Genomic DNA, 21,324 nt, shown 5'->3' on the forward strand with positions numbered 1-21,324 from the left:
GGAATGAAAACACTATCTCAACTGGGATTGGCAGCCGCCACCCTGATGGCCAGCCCCGTCGCCGCGCAAGAGGCGCCCGGGTTGGACGAAAAGATCAATCAGGCTTTTGCTGATATCACTGGGCCATTCGTTAGCTTCATATTCGCACCAATTCCCGGGACAGGATTTCCCTGGATCGTGATGTGGTTGGTTATCGCGGCGTCGGTCTTTACTCTGTACTTTGCTTTTGTGCAGATGCGCTTTTTCGGCCACGCGATAAGTCTGGTCAAAGGCGACTATTCCGATCCCAACGATGCGGGTGAGGTTAGCCACTTTCAGGCATTGGCCACTGCCCTGTCGGGCACGGTCGGGCTTGGCAATATCGCAGGCGTTGCCGTTGCTGTTGGCATTGGTGGCCCCGGGGCGACCTTCTGGATGATCCTGGCTGGTCTTCTGGGCATGGCGTCAAAATTCACCGAATGTACACTTGGCGTAAAGTATCGCAACGAATACGAAGACGGCAGCGTCTCGGGCGGCCCGATGTACTATATGTCCAAGGGTTTTGACGAGCTTGGCCTACCCGGAGGTAAGATCCTGGCGGTTGTGTTCTCGATCTTCTGTATTCTTGGAGCGCTGGGCGGGGGCAACATGTTCCAGGCCAATCAGGCGCATCAGCAGATTGCAGGCATCGTCGGGAATTACCCGGGTTGGATCACCGGTGTGGTCTTTGCGGTTGTCGTGTTCATGGTGATCGTCGGTGGACTTAAATCCATCGCGCGAGTGACTGAAAAAGTTGTGCCCTTTATGGGCGTGATGTATGTCGCGGCGGCTCTGGTCATCATCGTCATGAATGCGGATATGATCGGTTGGGCCTTTGGTCAGATCTTTGCCGGTGCGTTTACCGGTCTTGGTGTGGCCGGCGGTATGGTCGGTGCTCTGATCCAGGGCTTCAAACGGGCCGCGTTCTCGAACGAAGCGGGCGTTGGGTCTGCTGCGATTGCCCACTCGGCGGTGCGCACAAAGGAGCCGATCACAGAAGGCTTTGTTTCGCTGCTTGAGCCGTTCATCGATACGGTCGTGATCTGTACCATGACCGCGCTGGTAATCATCATCACTCAGCAGTTGATCATCGACCCCGAGACCGGCAACTATATGTTGAACGAAGCAGGAAGCGCTATTGCGACCGTTGACGGCAACTCAGGCGTCAGCCTGACCTCTGCCGCCTTTGGCAGCGCGTTCAGCTGGTTCCCCTATGTTCTGGCGATTGCGGTGATCCTGTTTGCTTTCTCGACTATGATCAGCTGGTCCTACTATGGCCTCAAGGCCTGGACCTATCTGTTCGGTGAGGGGCACACCAAAGAGCTGGTGTTCAAGATCATCTTCTGCGTCTTCGTGGTGATCGGTGCTGCGGCCAACCTCGGCCCGGTTATCGACTTCTCGGATGCGGCGATCTTTGCGATGGCGGTTGTGAACGTCTTTGCGCTCTACTTCCTGATGAAGATCGTTCGTCAGGAACTGGCATCGTATAGTGAAAGACTGAAAAGCGGTGAGATCCGCAAATACGGTCACTAAATAGACCACCGGGGCGGCCTGCGTCGCCCCGGTGCCTGACTGGGCTGCTAAAATTGCAGATTCCATCCAAAACCCCCTTGCCAGTATGGTCGAACTTGCGTAAACGGCGCTTCTGATCGCGTGACCGGCCGAGATGGCATGCCGAGTCGCGTTTCGAACCGAACCCCGAAAGGAGACGGAAATGCCTAAGATGAAGACAAAGTCGAGCGCCAAAAAGCGCTTTAAGGTGACTGCGACCGGTAAGGTCCTTGCTGGCCAGGCCGGCAAACGTCACGGCATGATCAAGCGGACCAAAAAATTCATCCGCGATGCCCGTGGCAACACCACCCTGTCCGCCCCCGACGCCAAAATCGTCAAGGGCTATATGCCCTACGACCGATAAGAGGAGATTAAGACATGTCCCGCGTTAAAGGTGGAACCGTAACTCACGCCCGTCACAAGAAGGTCATCAAGGCCGCCAAAGGTTACTATGGCCGCCGCAAAAGCACCTTCAAGGTTGCCCGTCAGGCCGTAGACAAGGCCAACCAATATGCAACCCGTGACCGTAAGAACCGCAAGCGTAACTTCCGCGCGCTGTGGATCCAGCGGATCAACGCTGCTGTACGTTCGCATGACGAAGCCCTGACATATTCCCGCTTCATCAACGGCCTGAACTTGGCCGGTATTGAAGTGGACCGTAAAGTTCTGGCCGATCTGGCCGTGCACGAACCGGAAGCGTTCGGCGCGATCGTCGCCCAGGCTCAGGCTGCTCTGACCGCCTGATCCTCTGTAAAGAGACAGTGAATAAAGGGCCGTTCCGTTTGGGGCGGCCTTTTTTGTTACTGGTAGGGTCCGCTTTGAACCAAGAAGGCCGGATGCTGTGCAATGTCTGTCTGCCCGATTACTGAGAACGGTCAAACGATCTTGGGTTTATTTGCGATTTGGCTCACATAGGACATAAAACCAAAAAACATCTTGGCAGATACTCTGCGTTTCGCTTCTGATTTCAAAGCCTCTGCAGTTTCGGAAAATAACAGACCCTCTTCCACCATGCGGTCTGCTCCGCGTTCAATTACGGTGAGAAAATAGGTCGCTTCCCCTTCTGCCACATATCCATGACCTTTCCGGGCCCCAAGTTGAAATCCGGCATCGACCAGGATGCCTGAAATCTGACGCATTATCCAAAGATTAGTGACATTTTGATTGATCATGAATTTGATGAGTTGATCGAGCGGATCAAAGTCCGCGATCTGCGCAGTTGCGGTACTGTAGTCGCCATCACAAATTGCCAGCACACCTCCGGGCTTCAAAAGGCGGAAGGCCTCTTGAACAACGTCTTCAGGTCCAGGGACGTGGCACAACAACGTGTGCATTAACACAAGGTCAAAGGTCTCGCTTTCAAAACCTGTGTTTTTGGCATCCCCGATATCGAAGCTAAGTCGATCATCATCCCCAAAGCTCTTCTGGGCCCGTGCGACCATGACGGGCGAGGGTTCAATTCCATGAGCCGTTGCGGCTCCTGCAAGCTCCAACAAATCTCGGGTAACGTGTCCTGTTCCTGAACCAAGCTCCAGCGCCCGTGCACCTTTGGGGAGCCTCAGGTTTTCCATGTAGGCTTTGCGAATTGCAATCTGCGCAGGCTCTAAACAGCGCACTTCCATTGCTGATGCGATCCGCTCTTGAAGGGCGGTGTCTTGCGTACCGAGGTCAGAGTATGGATCGGCCATAAGTTAACTCATTTGAAATGGACCACAGGAGGACATGATAGACCAACATTTTCATCGGCACCAATAACGGCCATTGAGGCCCATTGGTCGTGTTACGGGGCATCTCCGGCCCTCTGTCCCCTAGCTACACCAGCAACACGTAGGGGCTTCGCCATCATCATGTGTGAAGTTGGCTCCTGAAAACCGCAACTCAGCGCGTAATATGCCGCCTGGTTTCGGCCAAACCAATACCCTTTGTCAGGCTGAGTATGACTATTCTCAAAGCGGCCTGTCAGGATGCAGGATCACCAACTATCGTGTTCAGATCGCGCTCAGAGATTTTGGTGCCGCACCCTCTTTGCGCCGTTCATCCCGACCAAGACCTGCACGCGGCACCAAATGTTGTCAAATTCGTTGCGACCACCCCATGCCACACAAACGCCCAGCATGAGATTCCTTTAGAGCGCTGCCTTGCGGCTTTCGTCCAGATAAATCTCGCGCAGACGTTTGGCTATGGGTCCCGGCGTGCCGTCGCCCAGCGCTGTGCCGTCAATTTCAACCACAGGCATGACAAAAGCACTGGCAGAGGTGGTGAACGCCTCATCAGCCTCCTTGGCCTCGTCGATGGTGAACAGGCGTTCTTCGACAACCATCTGCGCTTCGGCTGCCATTCGCAGAACGGCCTTGCGGGTGATGCCGTGCAGGATGTCGCTCGACAACGGTCGGGTGACAATTTTGTTGCCTTTGACAAAATACGCGTTGTTGCTGGTGCCCTCGGTCACATAACCGCCTTCGACCATCCAGGCATCATCACAGCCCGCGGCCTTGGCCATCATCTTGCCCAGCGAGGGATAGAGCAGCTGTGTCGTCTTGATGTCGCGCCGGCCCCAGCGGATATCCTCGATCGAGATGACCTTGGCACCTTTCCGGGCAGCAGGGCTGTCTGCCAGACCCGGCTTGTTTTGGGTGAACAAAACCAGTGTGGGTTTGGTATCAGCCGCAGGAAATGCAAAATCTCGGTCGCCGTCGCTGCCGCGCGTGACCTGAAGATAGACCAGCCCCTCTTCAATGCCGTTCAACTCAACCAGCTTGCGGTGGATCTCCAGCAGCTCGTCCTTCGCGCAGGGTTCAGCCATCTGTAATTCGTCCAGCGAGCGCTTGAGGCGGACCGCATGGCCTTCGAAGTCGATCAGCTTGCCGTCCAGAACGCTGGTCACCTCATACACGGCATCGGCCATCAGGAAGCCACGATCAAAGATCGACACTGTGGCTTCGGTTTCGGGCAGGTAGTCGCCATTCACATAAACGGTGCGGGTCATGTCAATCTCCTTAGCCCCAGAGCGCTGCCAATGGCGGGTACACTCCGGCATCATCAAAAGTCAGCGGGTTGTCGCGGTCTTCGGCCAACAAAAGTGGTCCGTCAAGGTCCGTTACCATCGCACCCTGCGCCAGCAATGTCGCAGGGGCCATCGCCAAAGAGCTGCCGACCATACAGCCGACCATGATGTCATAGCCTTCAGCAATCGCCGCTTTGCGCAGCTCCAGCGCTTCGGTCAGACCTCCGGTCTTGTCGAGCTTGATGTTGATCACATCATATTTGCCCTTCAGTTTGGGCAGGCTGGCACGATCATGGCAGGATTCGTCGGCACATACGGGTACCGGGCGCTCCATCCCGATCAGCGCGTCATCGTCACCGGCGGGCAGAGGTTGCTCGACCAAGGCCACACCCAGGCGCACAAGATGTGGCGCAAGATCGGTGTAAACGGCGGCGGACCAACCTTCATTTGCGTCCACGATGATCGTCGCATCCGGTGCGCCTGCGCGAACGGCTTCAAGTCGGGGCATGTCATCCGGCGTGCCCAGTTTGATCTTTAAAAGCGGGCGATGTGCATTCGCAGCCGCCTGCGCCTGCATCGCCTCGGCGGTGTCCAACGACAATGTATAGGCCGTGATTTCGGGGCTCGGCTGAGGCAGCCCAGCCAGATTCCAGACGCGTTTACCGGCACGCTTGGCCTCAAGATCCCACAGCGCACAATCTACGGCATTCCGTGCAGCGCCCGCAGGCAACAGATCCATCAGTTGCGCCCGGTCAAAACTGTCCGGCAATCTGGCAATTTCAGCCTCAACCGAGTCCAGAGTTTCATCATAGCGCGCATAGGGTACACATTCGCCCCAGCCCTGATGCTGACCGTCAGAAATGCGTACGGTCAGAACCTTGGCCTCGGTCCGTGACCCGCGTGAAATCGTAAAGACCTGAGCCAGCCTGAACACATCGCGAGAGACGTCAATTTGCATCACATACCTTTTCCTGGCTGAACCGCCCGGCTTTTCCAAATTTCGATCCGGGCCGGCGGGACCAGACCGCTTTATACTGCTGCCAGCGCGTCGACCAGCTTGCCTGCACCAAAACGGAACGGGTCCGTTGCGGGCAGTCCCATGTCGGCCTCAACCTGCGCCAGATAGGCAGAGGCATCCGCTTCGCTCATGTGCTGCGTATTGACCGAGACGCCGACGACCTGACAGTCAGGGTTGGCAACCTTGGCCAGCCCCAGCGCCGTATCGCGCAAGGTTTGCAAAGACGGCAAGCTATATGTCGGCAGACCGCGCATATGTTCGCGTGTCGGTTCATGAGACAGGATCAACGCATCGGGCTGACCGCCATGAATCAGCGCCATTGTCACGCCGGAATAGGACACGTGAAACAGTGACCCTTGCCCTTCGATCAAATCCCAGTGGTCGTCATCATTGTCGGGTGTCAGCCATTCGACCGATCCCGCCATGAAATCTGCGATCACCGCGTCCAGCGGTACACCGTCACCGGTGATCAGAATGCCAGTCTGGCCAGTAGCTCGGAAGGTCGACTTCATGCCACGCTTGCGCATCTCGGCATCCATGGCCATCGCGGTGTACATCTTGCCAACCGAACAATCGGTGCCCACGGCAAGACAGCGCTTACCTTTACGTTTGATGCCGTTGGCGATTGGATAGTCGACCGACGGAACCCGCACATCATGCAGCTTGCGGCCTGTTGCTTCGGCGACTGCGACTAGATCGGGCTCATCACACAAAAGGTTGTGCAGGCCCGAGGCCAGGTCGAAACCTTCCTCCAGCGCCATGACCAGCACCTTTTTCCATTCCTGACTGATCACACCACCACGATTGGCCACGCCGATGACCAAAGTCTTGGCCCCGGCCTCTTTGGCCTTAGCCAAGGACATGTCGGTCAGGCCCAGATCGGCTTTACAACCCTCCATCCGGTATTGACCCACGGCGTTTTCCGGACGCCAGTCCTTGATTCCAACGGCAACCTTGGCCGCCAGCTGGTCGGGCGCATCGCCCAAAAACAACAGATACGGTGTCTCGATCATTGCGGTGCACTCCTTTGATTCTGGCGCAGGCTATGGGACGGGCAAGGCGAGTGTTTCTCGATTTCGCCCAGCATCGCTGGATCCCGCAGGAAAATTTCGCGCAAATATCGTAGCTTGCGCAAAATTCTTTCAAGTTTTTAAAGCGATTAAACTTTAATCACCAGAGACACGGCGCATTGCGGCGAATGCTGCGACTGCATTGCCGCAGATGCACAAACATGCTTGCGGAGACCTGCGCAATTTAATACCTCATAAGACAACAAAATCGCAATTTCCTTTCCTGCACGAGGTCCAGATGAGCTTTCGCATTCAACCCGCCGCCCCCGCGCGCCCTAACCGTTGTCAGTTGTTCGGCCCCGGGTCGAACACCAAGCTCTTCCCCAAGATGGCGGCCTCTGCGGCGGATGTGATCAATCTTGATCTTGAGGATTCGGTTGCACCATCTGACAAGGACACAGCGCGTGCCAATGTCATCGAGGCGCTGAACACCCTTGATTGGGGCACCAAATACATGTCCGTACGAATCAACGGACTGGATACGCCTTACTGGTACCGCGATGTCGTGGATGTGATGGAGCAGGCCGGAGATCGACTGGACCAGATCATGATCCCCAAGGTCGGTTGTGCGGCGGATGTCTATGCGGTGGACGCGCTGGTCACCGCCATCGAACGCGCAAAAGGCCGTACCAAACCGATCAGCTTTGAGGTCATCATCGAATCCGCAGCTGGCCTCGCCCATGTCGAAGAAATCGCTGCCTCGTCCCCCCGGATGCAAGCCATGAGCCTTGGGGCCGCCGACTTTGCGGCCTCGATGGGCATGCAGACAACTGGCATCGGCGGCACGCAGGAAAATTATTACATGCTGCGCGAAGGTGAAAAACACTGGTCCGACCCGTGGCACTGGGCGCAGGCCGCCATCGTTGCCGCCTGCCGCACCCATGGCGTGCTGCCGGTGGATGGACCGTTCGGCGATTTCAGCGATGACGAAGGCTATATCGCGCAGGCCAAACGTTCTGCCACTTTGGGCATGGTCGGCAAATGGGCAATCCACCCCAAACAGATCGCGCTGGCCAACCAGGTCTTCACCCCCTCGGACGAGGCGGTGTCAGAGGCCCGCGAAATCTTGGCCGCCATGGAGCAAGCCAAGGCCAATGGCGAAGGTGCGACGGTCTACAAAGGGCGTCTGGTCGATATCGCCTCGATCAAACAAGCCGAGGTGATCGTGGCCCAGGCCGAATTGATCGCTGCCAATAGCTAAAAGTAGAAAGGCGCCTCACCGGGCGCCTTTTTCTTACCGTCCGAAGACATCATTGGGTGTCCAGGTGAACCTTTCGCCCTTTTTCCCAGATTTCATCATCAGACAGGATGTCCCGAGCTTCTGGAAATAGATGATCTTGAGCGCGTACCACCCGGCTTTGGGCACATCGACTTCGGTCCGCTGATTGGCCTCGCAGCCCTGAATGCCCGAGACTTGTCCAATGTTCTGGCCTCCGACGAATGCCTCTATCCCGTCATTTGACCACGTTTCCAACTCGTAGATTCCAGCAGAGTCGAACCGCATGTACCCCGTAATTTCGGCGGCGACATTGTAAGCGCCGTCAAACGTCATGACGTCCTGACCCTTACTGGTGTCCCTGTAATCCAAGCCCCGCAACGGTTGTCCGGGCTGCGCTTTAGACAGCATGCTTTTTGCATGGCTCAGATCTCGGATCTTCTTGTGTTGATTGCCAGTGCCAAAGTAGTTCACATTCAATCCCGCCTTGGGGCTGGGCTGTGGGTTGGCAGGTTGCAGCTTTAACGGAGCTGCCAAAGATGCTCCCGCAATCATCACCAAAGTTGCGACCAGTGCTCCGGTCCGAACAAGTTTCATCGTCTTCTCCCTGAATACGACCGGTTGGGGTTGTCCCCATTTTTGGTCAAATCTTTGGCAAGACAGTAAAACGTGAATCCAACTCCGGCAAGCCGGTACAGAATCATCTTTCCAATGTCAGGCCCGCATATCCTTGGGCGAGCCCATGACGACATAGGACGTGATCGACGTGACATGGGGCAAAGTCCCCAGAACTTCGGTGTGAAAAGTTTTGTAAGACGACAGATCGGCACATTCCACGCGCAACAGGTATTCGATCGTGCCGGTGATGTTATGGCACTCCACCACCTCAGGCGCGCGCTGCAATGCACGCTCGAACCCTTCCTGAGCGGCCTTTGTATGTTCGCCCAGCCCCACGCCAATATAGGCGACAAAGCCGATGCCCAGCGCAGGTGGGTTCAATACAGCACGATAGCCCGAGATCACGCCCGCACGCTCTAATTCCTGAACACGGCGCAAACAGGCCGAGGCTGACAGCCCGACCCGATCGGCCAATTCAAGGTTGCTTATCCGCCCATCACGTGTCAGCTCACGCAATATATGGCGATTTATATCATCCAACTTGATCATTAATTGCAGAATTACCGCAATAACCAGCGCAAACGCAATTTCATTTGGGCGGATTCCATCAATTATCTGCGCTATGAACCCTGAATTGCTTTTTGCCCTCGTCACCTTTGCCTTCGTCTCGTCGATCACGCCGGGACCCAATAACCTGATGCTGATGGCCTCGGGCGCGAATTTCGGGTTTCGACGCACAATCCCACATATGTTCGGAATCGGGTTGGGCTTTACAGTCATGGTCCTTCTGGTCGGAACGGGGCTGGTGCAGGTGTTTGATGCCTATCCAATCAGCTATACCGTGTTGAAAGCGGCGTCGGTGGCCTATCTGCTGTATCTGGCATGGAAAATCGCGCATTCGGCCCCAGCCGAAGCGGGCGCGCCCGCGGGAAAACCGATGACGTTTTTACAGGCTGCAGCATTCCAATGGGTCAATCCAAAAGCCTGGGCCATGGCCCTGACAGCAACAACTGTATACACACCCGACCGGACGCTGAACGCCATCGTCATTGTCGCGATTGTTTTCGGCGCAATCAATTTGCCCTCGGTCAGCACATGGACGGTACTCGGGCAGCAGATGGCGCGGATTCTCACGAACCCACACCGACTGATGCTGTTCAACTGGGTGATGGCGGGGCTGCTGGTCGCGTCGCTCTACCCTGTGCTTTGGCCCGTTTGAGAACGTTCGAAGGCTAGCAATGACCGGTCATCAAGGTCCTTTTGAGGGTGAATACGGGCACCCCTACCAACCCTTTAAATCTTGCTGAGTTGCATCCGGGGCAACGTCAGGCCATATAGCAGGGAACTTCCGCGTTGAGAGGCGTCATGACCCAGTATCTGGAATTCGAAAAACCTTTGGCCGAGATCGAAGGAAAGGCCGAGGAACTGCGTGCACTGGCGCGCGCCAATGAAGAGATGGATGTGGCCGCAGAGGCCGCCGCTTTGGACGCCAAGGCTGAAAAGCTGTTGGACGAACTCTATGCCGATCTGACGCCATGGAGAAAATGTCAGGTCGCTCGTCACCCTGGACGTCCCCATTGCAAAGACTACGTGGAAGATCTGTTCACCGAATTCACACCTCTGGCAGGCGATCGGAATTTTGCTGACGACCTGGCCGTGATCGGCGGTCTGGCGCGGTTCAACGATCAACCTGTTATGGTGATCGGCCACGAAAAGGGCAGCGACACCAAATCGCGCATCGAACGCAATTTCGGCATGGCTCGCCCCGAAGGGTATCGCAAGGCTGTCCGACTGATGGAAATGGCAGGACGCTTTGGACTGCCGGTTATCACCTTGATCGACACGGCTGGCGCCTATCCCGGCAAAGGCGCCGAAGAGCGCGGCCAGTCCGAGGCTATTGCCCGCTCGACCGAGATGTGCCTGAAGATCGGCGTGCCGTTGGTCTCGGTCATCATCGGCGAAGGTGGATCAGGCGGTGCGGTGGCTTTTGCAACGGCAAACCGTGTCGCGATGCTGGAACATTCGGTCTATTCGGTCATTTCACCCGAAGGCTGCGCCTCGATCCTGTGGAAGGACTCCGAGAAAATGCGCGAAGCAGCCGAGGCGTTGCGGCTGACCGCGCAAGACCTGCACAAGCTGGGCGTTTGCGACCGGATCATTTCGGAACCCAAGGGCGGCGCACATCGCGATCGCGCTGCGACCGTGGACTCCGTGCGGGACGCGATTACGGCGATGCTCAAGGATCTGGACGGCAAGGATTCCGCCGCCCTGATCAGAGATCGTCGTCAAAAATTCCTCGACATCGGCTCAAAAGGGCTGGCTGCGTAACCCTCAGCCCCCCAACTGCCTCAGCAGCGCAACTGAGGGTTCTCCGGTCGCGGGCAGCCCATTGGCCCGCTGGTACGCAGAAATCGCGGATGTCGTGTTTTTACCGACTACACCATCTGCGCCTTCGGTGTCGTACCCGGCGGATGTCAGGCGGCGCTGCAGCTCTTTGCGATCTTCAAGCGTCAGACCAGTCGCATCCGGTCCGAAAGAGGCCTGGAACGGCGCACCTCCGGCAATCCGGTCTGATAGATGCCCTACCCCGATCGCGTAGCTGTCCGAGTTATTGTACCGTTTGATCACCTGAAAATTGCGGAACACGGCGATGCGGGGCCCTGGCACCTGGGGTTGCAGCACAGCAACCGGCGTACCGGATACCGTCCCGGCCTCACCGCCCCAGGGCTGCCCACGCACCCAACCGGAACGCGCCAGATAAGCCGCCGTTGATGCCAGCGAATCCGTTGGATCGTCGGACCAGATATCGCGCCGTCCATCGCCGGTGAAATCCACCGCATAGGCCAGATAAGAGGTCGGAATGAACTGCGTGTGCCCCATGGCACCGGCCCAGCTACCTGTCATGTTGGCAGATGTCGTGTCACCGTTCTGCAGGATCTTCATCGCCGCTATCAGCTGGCTTTCAAAGAACTGCCCGCGCCGACCGTCATAGGCCAGCGTCGACAGGGCCGATACAACAGGCACATCACCGCGCCGCGCACCATAGCGGCTTTCCAGCCCCCAAATCGCCACGACAACTTCTTTGTCGACGCCGTACTGCGCTTCGATCTGAGACAGCGTTCCGGCATGGCGCACCAGCATTTGCTTGCCGGTCGCGATCCGTTCATCCGAGGTTGCAATCGCTAGGTAGTCTTCAAGCGACCTCTTGAACTCGACCTGATTTCGGTCCCGCTCGATCACTCCGGGCAGATATCCGGCGCCCTGGAAGGCGCGGGTAATTGTGCTTTGCGAAATCCCCTGTGCGGCCGCGCGGCTTTTGAAGCCCGCCACCCAGGCGTCCCAGCCCGCGTTCCGAACCGGTTGCATGCGCGCAGCCGGCGCCGAAGAAGAAGGCACGCTGTCCGTACAGGCAACCAACAAGCCGGAGCCCAGCCCAAGGGAAAATAACCGTCGATCAATCATGGTTGAAAACTGCTCTTATTGTGATTTCTCACAGCCTAGCGCAGAGAAATCGTCGGGGCCAGAACAGCGATACTGAACACGGCAATTTCGGCAGCTTCGGCAACAAGCCGCTTAGCTGACCAGCATCCGCAGGCCCTGTGTAACATCCGAGCGAACCGCAAGGCGCAAACCCGGCTCATCCCCGGCCTTTAGTGCCGCAATTATCAGCTTGTGGTGATGCGGTGGTTCCGTTCGCCGCAGCCGCCCATAAAGCGCGCGCATCGTTGGCCCAAGCTGCAACCATACGGTTTCGGCAATCGCCAGCATCGCCGGGGCCTGCGCCCGCAGATACAGAGTTCGGTGAAACTCCAGATTGGTGCGAATATATCCAACGGCATCACGTTTGGTGACCATCTCGGCCACCGTCATGTTGATGCTCTGCAATCGGTCAATCAGGGCAATATGCGCACGCGGCAATGCCCGGCTGGCCAGCTCGACCTCAAGCAAAGCCCGCAGCGCAGCCAACTCCTCGATCCGGTCATTGGTCAACTCAGGCGTAGAAACGCGGCCCGAGGAAGACAGAAACAACGCCCCTTCAGCCGCAAGCCGACGCACCGCCTCTCGGGCCGGTGTCATCGAGACACCAAACTCTTTCCCAATTCCCCTTAAGGTCAGTGCCTGACCGGGGGCGATATCACCATGCATGATGCGGGATCGCAGGGCCCGGTACACCCGGTCATGCGTTGCGGTCTGCGTTTCTGAAGGGCGTGTGTTCAGCATTTCTCTATGTGATCACAAACACCGCACAGGTCAACTCGCAGGCGCGTCAAATCTGTACTGATGCAACTGCGCCCCGTTGTCGCGCAGCCAGCGCCGCTGTTCTTTGTAATCTCCGAATAACCGTTCGACCTGGGCCCAAAAGGCTGGGGAATGGTTCATCTCGGCCAGATGCGCCACCTCATGTGCGGCAACATAATGCAGGACGTCTGGTGGAGCGAGAATCAGCCGCCAGGAAAACATCAACCCACCCTCAGAACTGCATGATCCCCAGCGCGATCGGGTATCCCGAATAGAGATGCTGGCATAAGCCCTACCCAACATCGCTGCGTAGTCATCACATGCGCCGGTCAGCCGGTCGCGTGCCAGTTCTTTCAAGAAGCGCGCCAAACGTCGCGCTTCAGCGCCTTCAGGTACTGAAATCTGGTCCGCCTGCAACAGAACGCGTCGGCCCGTTGCCCGGACAATGCGCCGTTGGGTGCCCTCAACAGGAATATGCTGCCCAAATTGAACCACCGAGGGGTCTGGCCGATCACTCAGGTGCTGCCGAATCCAGCTTTCTTTTTGGCGGGCAAAGTTCAACGCATCGGATTCAGCAACGCCATTTGGATAGGTCAGTGTAACACGCCCGTCCAACTGGGATATACGCAGACTGATCCGCCGTGCCCGCGCCGATTTGCGCAATGTCAGCGGCACCGGAGGCGATCCTGGCAGTGCGTGATCTCCCATAGGTCTGTTTCTCCTGCTCAAAGGCTTTGACAGTGCCCGCTGCTTGTGGCACCTGACCTGAATCGTCGATACGACTCACCTGATATCAAGGGGATTGGACATGCCCAAGGAAGAATGGGGTGTAAAGCGCGTTTGCCCGACCACCGGTAAACGGTTTTATGACCTGAACAAAGACCCGATCGTTAGCCCTTATACCGGCGAGATCGTGGAACTCGAAACCGGCAAAAGCCGGATGATCGCAGCAGATGCAGAAGATGCCGCATCGGCCAAGGCGCGCGAAAACGCGCCCGAGGAAGAACTGGTTCTGGATGACGACGACGAAGTCGAAGTCGATCTGGATGATGATTTGCTGGATGACGATGATGACAGCAGTGATGAAGTTCCGCTGGACGACATCACTGACATTCCAGCAGAGGACGATAGCTGATCACGGTTAGAGGCGGCCTCGCGCCGCCTCGTGCCATTTGCAATCTGGTTGCAAAATTTTAACGGCGACGCCTGTTTTTGGACTTGCGCTTAGCGCCACTGTCTCATAAACGTCCGCCCACTGCTTCTGCAGTACCTGTATGGGGCCTTAGCTCAGTTGGGAGAGCGCTTGCATGGCATGCAAGAGGTCAGGGGTTCGACTCCCCTAGGCTCCACCAAAACCTAATTCAGATAATTTGCGTCACTTAAGAATCTGAATGGAAAAGATAATTCACCGGTTCGAAGATCCGATTTGGAAGAGTAACTTCCCTTCTGAACAAATAGCATTCTAAGCAGCGCTCTCTTGCCCCTATATTCGCTTTTTTTCCATACTTTCCAAGATTTTGACAGAATTTCGGCGACCGGTTCGAACATCTCTTCAAAATTCCTTTGCGGAACTTCGAAATCTTCCAACTTCCGCTTGAGCTCTTCCTGCTTCATCGTCTGTCTGGCTACGGGAATGGCAACCCACACGTTGCGGACTTTTCCGCCGCTCCACCCATGATTGATAATATCTGATCTGTAGCACATTGCGACAATAGTGACGTGTGCTTGTTTCAAGTTTCAATCCTGGCCACTTTGACCGGATTGGGCCTTGTAGTAAGGAATCTTGGAATTGCGGCCTGATCCAGGCAATATTGCCAAATCAAAGCGGTCTCAATCGAGTGCTGCGCCCACCCCAGAGTTTGATGCGGTAATGTTTACCGCTGTCAACTCAGCCAAGGATGGGCGAGACAGACATCCCCTAGCCCAATACTGCTGTAACCGCGCGCAGAGTTGCGGCGACGACGGTATCAGCTTCTTCACGACTCAGGCAAAACGGTGGCGCGAAGCCCAAGATGTCGCCTTGCGGCATAGCGCGTGCGATGACCTTATCCTGTGCCAAAAGAGCGGCTGAGACTTGCGGGCCGATCTTGTCCGCGGAGTCAAAGAAGGTGCGGCTATCTTTATCCTTCACGAACTCGACCGCGCACAACATTCCTTCGCCGCGCACATCGCCGACATTGGCGTGTGCTGACAGTGCATCCTTCATCGACTGCTTCAGATAAGCGCCGACTTTGCCTGCGTTTTCGATCAGGTTCAGATCATCAATCAGTTTGAGGTTTGCCACACCGGCCGCGGCCCCGATCGGGTGTGCCGAATAGGTCCAACCGTGGCCGATGGCGCCGTTTTCATCCGTGCCCTGTTCCAGCACCTTCCACACTTTTTCAGAAACAATCGAACCTGACAGCGGCGCGTAAGCCGAGGTGAGGCCTTTGGCGATGGTGATGATATCGGATTCCATGCCGTAATGCTCCGACCCGAACATGCTGCCCAGGCGGCCAAACCCGGTCACAACCTCATCGGCAACCAACAGGATGTCATGCTTACGCAATACGGTCTGGATAGCGGCCCAGTAGCCTTCGGGCGGGGGCACGATACCACCGGTTCCCAACACCGGCTCGCCAATAAACGCGGCGATTGTATCAGCGCCTTCACGTTCAATCAGCGCCTCCAGTTCAGTAACGCAATGCGCGACGAATTCGGCTTCGCTTTGGTCCAGATTATCGCGGCGGAAATAATAGGGCGCTTCGGTATGAACCACCTGCGTGAGCGGCAGATCGAACTTTTTGTGGAATAGTTCCAGCCCAGTCAGCGACCCGGTGACAAGGCCCGAGCCATGATACCCTCGCCAGCGCGAGATGATCTTTTTCTTTTCGGGGCGGCCCAGGATATTGTTGTAATACCATATTAATTTGACGTTGGTCTCATTTGCATCTGAACCGCCCAGGCCGAAATAGACCTTGGACATGTTCGAAGGCGCGCGATCAAGGATCATCTTGGACAGGGTGATGGAGGCTTCTGTGCCGTGGCCCACGTAGGAATGATAATAGGCCAACTCGCGGGCTTGATCCGCAATCGCTTCGGCAATTTCCTGACGGCCATAGCCCACATTCACGCAATAAAGTCCTGCAAAGGCGTCCAGCAATTTGGTACCATCACGGTCTTCGATATGGACCCCGCTTGCGGTTTTGATCACTCGGGTCGCTGTTTCGCCCCGCGCGTGCTGGGCCAGATGAGTGGAGGGATGGAAAAAGTTCTCGCGGTCCCATTGGTCAAGTTGATCGTTCTTCAGCATCTTTTCACTCCTCATGCCCAGTCGCGGCAGACATATTTGATTTCGGTAAACTCTTCCATTCCCCGTCTTGCCCCTTCACGGCCCAGACCGGATTGTTTGGTGCCGCCAAAGGGGATCGGCGCGCCGGTGACCTTGGTGCGATTCACCGCCACCATGCCAAATTGCAATGCACGAGATACGCGGTAAATACGGCGTGGGTCATGGCTGTGCAGATACGCAACCAGACCGTATTCGGTGTCATTGGCCCGGGCGATCACCTCTTCTTCGGTATCAAAGGGCGCAATGGCCGCCACAGGGCCAAATGTTTCCTCTGACATAAGCACGGCATCGGCGGGCACGTCGGTCAGAACCGTGGGCTGATAAAACAGCGGGCCGAGAGGATCCCTTGCACCTCCGCACGCCAGTTTGGCCCCCTTGGCCAGCGCATCGGCGACATGTTCTTCCTGCTTTTGAACCGCCTTTTCATTCATCAGAGGGCCGATATCGGGGTCGTCCATACCGATGCCAAGGGACAGCCTGCGGGTCGCTTCGGCGAACTGCGAGCAGAATGCGTCGTAAATTGAGCGCTCCACAAATATCCGATTGGCGCCAAGACAGTCCTGCCCGGATGTGGCGAATTTGGCCTTGATCGTTTCAGAAACCGCAATTTCAAGATCGGCCCCTTTGAACACAATCACCGGTGCATGCCCGCCTAGTTCCATTACAAGTTTTTTCACTGTGTCGGCGGACTGACGGTAAAGTAACCGTCCGATTTCGGTGGAGCCTGTGAACGAGAGTGCCCGAACGCGGGTGTCTTTCGTCCAAGGTTCGACCACGGTCGAGGCCTGGCCGGTGACCACGTTGAATACGCCCGCCGGAATACCCGCCTTTTCCGCCAGTTCAGCCAACGCGAGGGCCGAAAACGGGGTTTCACCTGAGGGGTGAGCCACAACCGTACATCCCACTGCCATGGCTGCTGCTGCTTTGCGGGTCAGCATGGCAGCAGGGAAATTCCACGGTGTGATCATTGCCACCACCCCGACCGGCTCTAGCCAAACCTCGACCTCGGCATCGGGCAGATGGCTAGTGACGCCTTCAATATTGGGTCGCTTGGCCTCTTCGGCGTAGAATTCTACAAAAGACGCAGCATAATCAATTTCACCGCGCGCCTCGGACAGGGGCTTGCCCTGTTCCAGTACCATGATCCGTGCCAGATCTTCTTTGTGGTGCAGCATCAGGTCGAACCAACGGCGCAGAATGGCGGATCGGTCTTGTGGCAAGAGGCCCGACCAGGTCGGAAAGGCGGCCTGTGCCGCATCCACGGCGGCAGAGGATTCCTCTGCCGAAAGGCTGGCGGCCTCACCGATAACATCGCCAGTTGCCGGATCGGTGACGCGGATGGTGTAACCCGACGAAGCTGCACACCATTTACCATTCACATAGGAAAAACTGCGCGCCAAAGATTTGTCAGCAATATCATCGCGCGCAGAAAGTGCAGTTTCTTTCATGGATACCTCTCCCTCGATGCCCGACAATGTCGGGCATTACAGGCAAAGGATGAGACCAAATTTCGGGTCCAAAGCAGAGTATTCTGCTGTCAACCATCTCTCAGGCAGAGGGTTACTCCTGCCATCCAGCAATGAGGGAAATCGGCGGAACGCCCTGCCCCTTCACTGGTTTGGTGACAATATAGGTAAAATATTTTTCCAGACCTATGTCAGCATTGAGCATTTCATCAATCAGGCGTTGATAGGCATCGATATCGCGCGTCACGATTTGCAGGATGTAATCAAATCCTCCGCCAAGCGCCCAGCAGGCCAACACTTCTTCATAGCGTTGCATTGCGGCCTCAAAAGCCTGAAAGCTGGCAGCGGTATGATCGGACAGTTCGGCCGCAACAAAAACAGTTACATGTGGCCCAAGTTTGCGCAGGTTGATCTCGGCTCTATATCGCTTGATCAACCCGGCTTTTTCCAACTTTTTCAGCCGCTCCCAGCAGGGGGTGGGCGACAGGCCAACGCGGTCGGCCAAAGCCGTTTTTGTGATGCGCCCGTCGGTTGAAAGCACCCGTAGAATATCCAGATCGCGGGCGTCGAGCCGCATGGTCTCACCTCCGGGGAATAAAGTTATCCAACGTTCAACCCGATCACCGCCGCGCAATCGCCCGCTTTGATGAGACCGGGAAAGTGGCGACTGATCAAAAGGCCCGTAACTTTGGCACGGTATTCAATCGGGGCAATCCCGGTGCGATCAACGGGCCAAACGCGGGCCACAACATCGCCTTGGTTGACCTGTTCACCAAGATCAACCATCGGCTCGTAGAGGCCATCGTTTTCCGAGAACACGAAGCAGTTACCATCGGGCATATCCAGGCGCACGGTTGGATCAATCTGCATCTCGCCCTTCAGAATTCCTGCATGGATTAGCACATTGCGCAGGCCCTTTTTTGCAACAGCAATCGACTTGGCTGTGGCAGAGCCACCACCGCCCAATTCTGTTGAAACCAGAACCTTACCCATATCTTCGACCGCGGTGTCGTACATTCCGACATTGTCGATCTCCAGTAGCTGCACCGAATAGGGGGCGTTAAAGGCGGCCATCGCGGAGAAACAGGCCGCTTCATTGGCTTTATCTTCAAGGATATGGGCCGCCGCGAAGGGCACGAAATCCAGCGTTTTTCCGCCCGAGTGAAAATCCACCGCAATATCGGCCATTGGCAAAAGTACGCGCTGGAAATAGTCGGCAATCTTTTCGGTTGGGGTGCCATCTGGCCGGCCCGGAAAGGCACGGTTCATATTGCCTTTGTCGATGGGCGAGGTGCGTAACCCGGCGCGAAAAGCGGGATAATTGAAGGCAGGCACGATGATCACGCGTCCGGTGATGTCCTCGGGCTTTAGCGTAACCGTCAGTTCTTGCAACGCCACGGGCCCTTCATATTCATCGCCATGGTTGGCGCCGGTCAGCAAAGCCGTAGGCCCATCTCCGTTTTTGATAACCGTTAGCGGGATCATAATTGACCCCCAAGCACTGTCATCCCGGCTGTAAGGCAGCCGTAGGAAACCGTGGTGGATACCATCGCTATCCAGCGGGATCGTCGGGGAAATTGGGTTGGGTGTCATTACTCAGTCCTTCACAACCATTTTGCGGGGCACGTTGGCCAGGCACTCATGGCCGGATCTGGTGATGCGGATGCTTTCAGTAATCTCAAAACCCCAATCCTCCATCCAGAGGCCGGTCATGAAGTGCAGGGTCATGTTCTCCTGCAGAACCGTCTTGTCGCCAGGGCGAAGCGAGAAGGTCCGCTCGCCCCAGTCAGGCGGGTAGCTGACACCGATCGGGTAACCGGTGCGGTTATCTTTGGTGATCCCGTGTTTCTTTAGCACGCTGAAGAAGGCAATTGCGACATCCTCGCAGAGGTTGCCCTCTTTTGCAGCCTCCAGCCCGGCCTCCATGCCCTCAAGCACAGCCTTTTCAGCGTCGAGGAATGTTTGCGTGGGCTTTCCAAGGAAGACCGTGCGCGACAGCGGGCAGTGGTAGCGTTTGACGACACCTGCGATCTCGAAAAACGTGCCTTCGCCGGATTTCATTGGCTGATCGTCCCATGTCAAATGCGGGGCTGAGGCATCCGCGCCTGAGGGCAAAAGTGGCACCAGCGCGGGATAGTCTCCGCCCGCACCGATCTGTGCGTCATAGCGTAAGGCCGCATCATAGATTTCCGCCACCAGATCGCATTTGCGGATGCCCGGCTCGACCTTTTCAAAGATACGTTCATGCATACGGCCCACAATGCGGCCTGCTTGGCGCATGTATTCCAGCTCGGTTTCAGATTTTACCGCGCGCTGCCAGTTGACCAACGCAGTCGCATCGGAAAATTTGGCATTTGGCATGTGGTGCTGTAGCGCGGCAAAGGCCGCAGCTGTGAACCAGTAGTTGTCCATCTCAACGCCGATATGGCCCTTATCCAGCTTACGATCGGCCAGCTGTGCCGACAGGTAGTCCATCGGGTGACGTTCGGTGGATTGTACATAATGGTCCGGGTAACCGATGATATTGGCGGGATCCATAAAGCAGGTGCGAAGCGCGCCATTGGCATCTTGTCCACGGCCGTACCAGACCGGCTCGCCAGTGAGACTCAGCACTACGCATTGATGCACGTAAAAAGACCAACCGTCATAGCCGGTCAACCAGTTCATGTTCGAAGGGTCCGTCACGATCAGAAGGTCAAGCCCACGTTCGGCCATGGCGGCGCGGGTTTTTGCAATGCGCTGGCTGAACTCATCGCGTGAGAAGTGGAGTTTTGGTTCTGGCATAGAATTAATCCGTTGTTAGCTTGAAAACGTGGTGCCTTTGCCTGAGTTTTCCGCGCGCTGGCGAGCAAGCGTGGCAATGGCGGTGTCTTGGACACCCGTACCTGTCAGGTCAGCAATAATGATGTCACTGTCGGATTGTCGCCCCGGCGCCTTGTCGGAGGTGATATCACCCAGTTCAGCAAACCTGCCATCAGCCGGGAAAATGCCTACCGCAATGGCGCTGCGCAGCTCGCCTTTGAGGGCGCATTGGGCTTGGCTGTCGGGCACATAGAGCGTTGCCTTGGCAAGACAACCCGGGTCAAGCTCGACCTTGTGTTCCTGATCCGAACCCATCGCAATGACAAGCTGCCCCGGTTGCAGCCAGTCCGCTTTGATCAGCGGGGTCGCCGAAGGGGTTGTCGTGACGATGATATCTGCCGAGGACACGGCACCCGCCCTATCAGTGCTGGCCGTGACGTCGACCCCAAGTTCTTCGCGAAGGCTGGAAGCCAAGGTTTCGGCCTTGGCCGCATCCCGCGCCCAGATCACAGCGCTTTCGATGCCGCGCACAAGGGTCAGCGCCTTGAGTTGTAGCTTCGCCTGCACACCAGCACCGATGATACACGCGCGTGTCGCGTCCTCGCGCGCAAGGTGGCGCGCAGATACCGCTCCCGCAGCGGCGGTGCGCACATCCGTGAGATAACCATTATCCAGAAGCAAAGCTTCCAGAACGCCAGTGGTGCTTGAGAATAGCACCATCAAGCCTGATGTGCTGGGCAGGCCCAGCTTGGGATTATCGAAAAAGCCGGGACTCATCTTCATGGCAAAGCTGTCGATGCCCGGGACATAGGCTGACTTTACACATACCTCGCCATTATGATCGGGGACCATCAGTGTCATGATCGGCGGCATGATAACCTTGCCCCCGGCGAGCGTCGTAAAGCCCTGTTCGATGCAGTCCACCGCGTCCATATCCAGTGGCACCAGATCTCGCAGTTCGGCCTCGGTCAGTATTTTGATCTCCGGCATC

At 56.6% G+C, this 21,324-nt stretch carries 23 protein-coding genes and 1 tRNA gene; 8 read left to right on the forward strand and 16 right to left on the reverse strand.

Annotated features, from left to right (window positions below; translation table 11 throughout):
• The first annotated feature begins 3 nt into the window (after window positions 1–3).
• The 3 genes from AC2FH9_RS03840 to rplT all read left to right on the forward strand — a co-directional run bounded on the left by AC2FH9_RS03840 (window position 4) and on the right by rplT (window position 2,313).
• The gene (locus tag AC2FH9_RS03840) at window positions 4–1,551 is read left to right on the forward strand and encodes an alanine/glycine:cation symporter family protein (protein WP_271950089.1); all 1,548 of its coding nucleotides are present in this window, start codon (window positions 4–6) and stop codon (window positions 1,549–1,551) included.
• Between the two features lie 181 nt (window positions 1,552–1,732).
• A complete protein-coding gene (gene rpmI, locus AC2FH9_RS03845; RefSeq protein WP_010443552.1) occupies window positions 1,733–1,933 on the forward strand; it encodes a 50S ribosomal protein L35 in 201 nt (66 codons plus the stop codon).
• Between the two features lie 14 nt (window positions 1,934–1,947).
• Complete coding sequence (gene rplT / locus AC2FH9_RS03850; protein WP_142637903.1) at window positions 1,948–2,313, forward strand: 50S ribosomal protein L20; 366 nt, start codon at window positions 1,948–1,950, stop codon at window positions 2,311–2,313.
• Between the two features lie 131 nt (window positions 2,314–2,444).
• Here rplT and AC2FH9_RS03855 read toward each other — a convergent pair whose 3' ends face one another.
• The 4 genes from AC2FH9_RS03855 to dgcN form a co-directional block, all read right to left on the reverse strand.
• Window positions 2,445–3,191 (reverse strand): methyltransferase domain-containing protein, encoded by a 747-nt coding sequence (locus AC2FH9_RS03855; protein ID WP_281973127.1) that lies wholly within the window; start codon window positions 3,189–3,191, stop codon window positions 2,445–2,447.
• A 503-nt stretch (window positions 3,192–3,694) separates the two neighbouring features.
• The gene (locus AC2FH9_RS03860) at window positions 3,695–4,555 is read right to left on the reverse strand and encodes a D-amino-acid transaminase (protein ID WP_142637899.1); all 861 of its coding nucleotides are present in this window, start codon (window positions 4,553–4,555) and stop codon (window positions 3,695–3,697) included.
• Between the two features lie 10 nt (window positions 4,556–4,565).
• Window positions 4,566–5,531, reverse strand: a complete 966-nt coding sequence (gene dgcA / locus AC2FH9_RS03865) for an N-acetyl-D-Glu racemase DgcA (RefSeq protein ID WP_496749245.1) — start codon at window positions 5,529–5,531, stop codon at window positions 4,566–4,568.
• A gap of 71 nt (window positions 5,532–5,602) precedes the next feature.
• The gene (dgcN, locus tag AC2FH9_RS03870) at window positions 5,603–6,604 is read right to left on the reverse strand and encodes an N-acetyltransferase DgcN (RefSeq protein WP_496749246.1); all 1,002 of its coding nucleotides are present in this window, start codon (window positions 6,602–6,604) and stop codon (window positions 5,603–5,605) included.
• Window positions 6,605–6,899: 295 nt separating this feature from the next.
• Between dgcN and AC2FH9_RS03875 the strand changes: the two genes are divergently transcribed.
• Window positions 6,900–7,862 (forward strand): L-malyl-CoA/beta-methylmalyl-CoA lyase, encoded by a 963-nt coding sequence (locus AC2FH9_RS03875; RefSeq protein WP_496749247.1) that lies wholly within the window; start codon window positions 6,900–6,902, stop codon window positions 7,860–7,862.
• A gap of 33 nt (window positions 7,863–7,895) precedes the next feature.
• Here the strand turns inward: AC2FH9_RS03875 and AC2FH9_RS03880 are convergent, their stop codons facing one another.
• Together AC2FH9_RS03880 and AC2FH9_RS03885 are read right to left on the reverse strand one after the other, a co-directional pair.
• Complete coding sequence (locus AC2FH9_RS03880) at window positions 7,896–8,474, reverse strand: PA14 domain-containing protein (RefSeq protein ID WP_271950077.1); 579 nt, start codon at window positions 8,472–8,474, stop codon at window positions 7,896–7,898.
• 117 nt (window positions 8,475–8,591) lie between these two features.
• Window positions 8,592–9,044 carry an Lrp/AsnC family transcriptional regulator gene (locus AC2FH9_RS03885; RefSeq protein WP_281973130.1) on the reverse strand — a complete coding sequence of 151 codons (453 nt, stop codon included), beginning with the start codon at window positions 9,042–9,044 and terminating at the stop codon, window positions 8,592–8,594.
• A gap of 73 nt (window positions 9,045–9,117) precedes the next feature.
• On the opposite strand from AC2FH9_RS03885, the gene AC2FH9_RS03890 reads away from it, so the two are divergent.
• Both AC2FH9_RS03890 and AC2FH9_RS03895 read left to right on the forward strand, forming a co-directional pair.
• On the forward strand, window positions 9,118–9,714 hold the full coding sequence (locus AC2FH9_RS03890) for a LysE family translocator (RefSeq protein ID WP_496696771.1): 597 nt from the start codon (window positions 9,118–9,120) through the stop codon (window positions 9,712–9,714).
• A gap of 146 nt (window positions 9,715–9,860) precedes the next feature.
• Window positions 9,861–10,823, forward strand: coding sequence for an acetyl-CoA carboxylase carboxyltransferase subunit alpha (locus tag AC2FH9_RS03895; RefSeq protein WP_142637885.1), 963 nt, complete (start codon window positions 9,861–9,863; stop codon window positions 10,821–10,823).
• 3 nt (window positions 10,824–10,826) lie between these two features.
• On the opposite strand, the gene AC2FH9_RS03900 is transcribed toward AC2FH9_RS03895, so the two are convergent.
• From AC2FH9_RS03900 to AC2FH9_RS03910, 3 genes are all read right to left on the reverse strand, one after another.
• Complete coding sequence (locus AC2FH9_RS03900) at window positions 10,827–11,957, reverse strand: lytic murein transglycosylase (protein WP_496749249.1); 1,131 nt, start codon at window positions 11,955–11,957, stop codon at window positions 10,827–10,829.
• Window positions 11,958–12,068: 111 nt separating this feature from the next.
• Entirely contained in the window at window positions 12,069–12,716 is a 648-nt protein-coding gene (locus AC2FH9_RS03905; protein WP_271950069.1) for a GntR family transcriptional regulator, read from the reverse strand.
• Window positions 12,717–12,746: 30 nt separating this feature from the next.
• On the reverse strand, window positions 12,747–13,442 hold the full coding sequence (locus AC2FH9_RS03910; RefSeq protein WP_496693976.1) for a M48 family metallopeptidase: 696 nt from the start codon (window positions 13,440–13,442) through the stop codon (window positions 12,747–12,749).
• A gap of 100 nt (window positions 13,443–13,542) precedes the next feature.
• Here AC2FH9_RS03910 and AC2FH9_RS03915 point away from each other — a divergent pair, with 100 nt between their 5' ends.
• Together AC2FH9_RS03915 and AC2FH9_RS03920 are read left to right on the forward strand one after the other, a co-directional pair.
• A complete protein-coding gene (locus tag AC2FH9_RS03915) occupies window positions 13,543–13,869 on the forward strand; it encodes a TIGR02300 family protein (protein WP_496693020.1) in 327 nt (108 codons plus the stop codon).
• A gap of 141 nt (window positions 13,870–14,010) precedes the next feature.
• Window positions 14,011–14,086: transfer RNA gene (locus tag AC2FH9_RS03920), tRNA-Ala, on the forward strand.
• A 4-nt stretch (window positions 14,087–14,090) separates the two neighbouring features.
• Here AC2FH9_RS03920 and AC2FH9_RS03925 read toward each other — a convergent pair.
• From AC2FH9_RS03925 to eutC, 7 genes are all read right to left on the reverse strand, one after another.
• Window positions 14,091–14,468, reverse strand: a complete 378-nt coding sequence (locus AC2FH9_RS03925; protein ID WP_496870872.1) for a hypothetical protein — start codon at window positions 14,466–14,468, stop codon at window positions 14,091–14,093.
• A 184-nt stretch (window positions 14,469–14,652) separates the two neighbouring features.
• The gene (locus AC2FH9_RS03930) at window positions 14,653–16,026 is read right to left on the reverse strand and encodes an aspartate aminotransferase family protein (RefSeq protein WP_496749251.1); all 1,374 of its coding nucleotides are present in this window, start codon (window positions 16,024–16,026) and stop codon (window positions 14,653–14,655) included.
• Window positions 16,027–16,037: 11 nt separating this feature from the next.
• Window positions 16,038–17,513: an NAD-dependent succinate-semialdehyde dehydrogenase gene (locus tag AC2FH9_RS03935; protein ID WP_496749252.1), complete on the reverse strand. Its 1,476-nt coding sequence runs from the start codon at window positions 17,511–17,513 to the stop codon at window positions 16,038–16,040.
• Window positions 17,514–17,625: 112 nt separating this feature from the next.
• Window positions 17,626–18,108 (reverse strand): Lrp/AsnC family transcriptional regulator, encoded by a 483-nt coding sequence (locus AC2FH9_RS03940; protein ID WP_142637871.1) that lies wholly within the window; start codon window positions 18,106–18,108, stop codon window positions 17,626–17,628.
• 23 nt (window positions 18,109–18,131) lie between these two features.
• A complete protein-coding gene (gene doeB / locus AC2FH9_RS03945) occupies window positions 18,132–19,124 on the reverse strand; it encodes a N(2)-acetyl-L-2,4-diaminobutanoate deacetylase DoeB (protein WP_496870875.1) in 993 nt (330 codons plus the stop codon).
• 3 nt (window positions 19,125–19,127) lie between these two features.
• Window positions 19,128–20,315: an ectoine hydrolase DoeA gene (gene doeA / locus AC2FH9_RS03950; protein WP_496789215.1), complete on the reverse strand. Its 1,188-nt coding sequence runs from the start codon at window positions 20,313–20,315 to the stop codon at window positions 19,128–19,130.
• A 15-nt stretch (window positions 20,316–20,330) separates the two neighbouring features.
• On the reverse strand, window positions 20,331–21,323 hold the full coding sequence (gene eutC / locus AC2FH9_RS03955; RefSeq protein WP_496870877.1) for an ectoine utilization protein EutC: 993 nt from the start codon (window positions 21,321–21,323) through the stop codon (window positions 20,331–20,333).
• Window position 21,324 lies beyond the last annotated feature (1 nt).

It is taken from the genome of Ruegeria sp. CDSC081 (genome assembly GCF_059610485.1).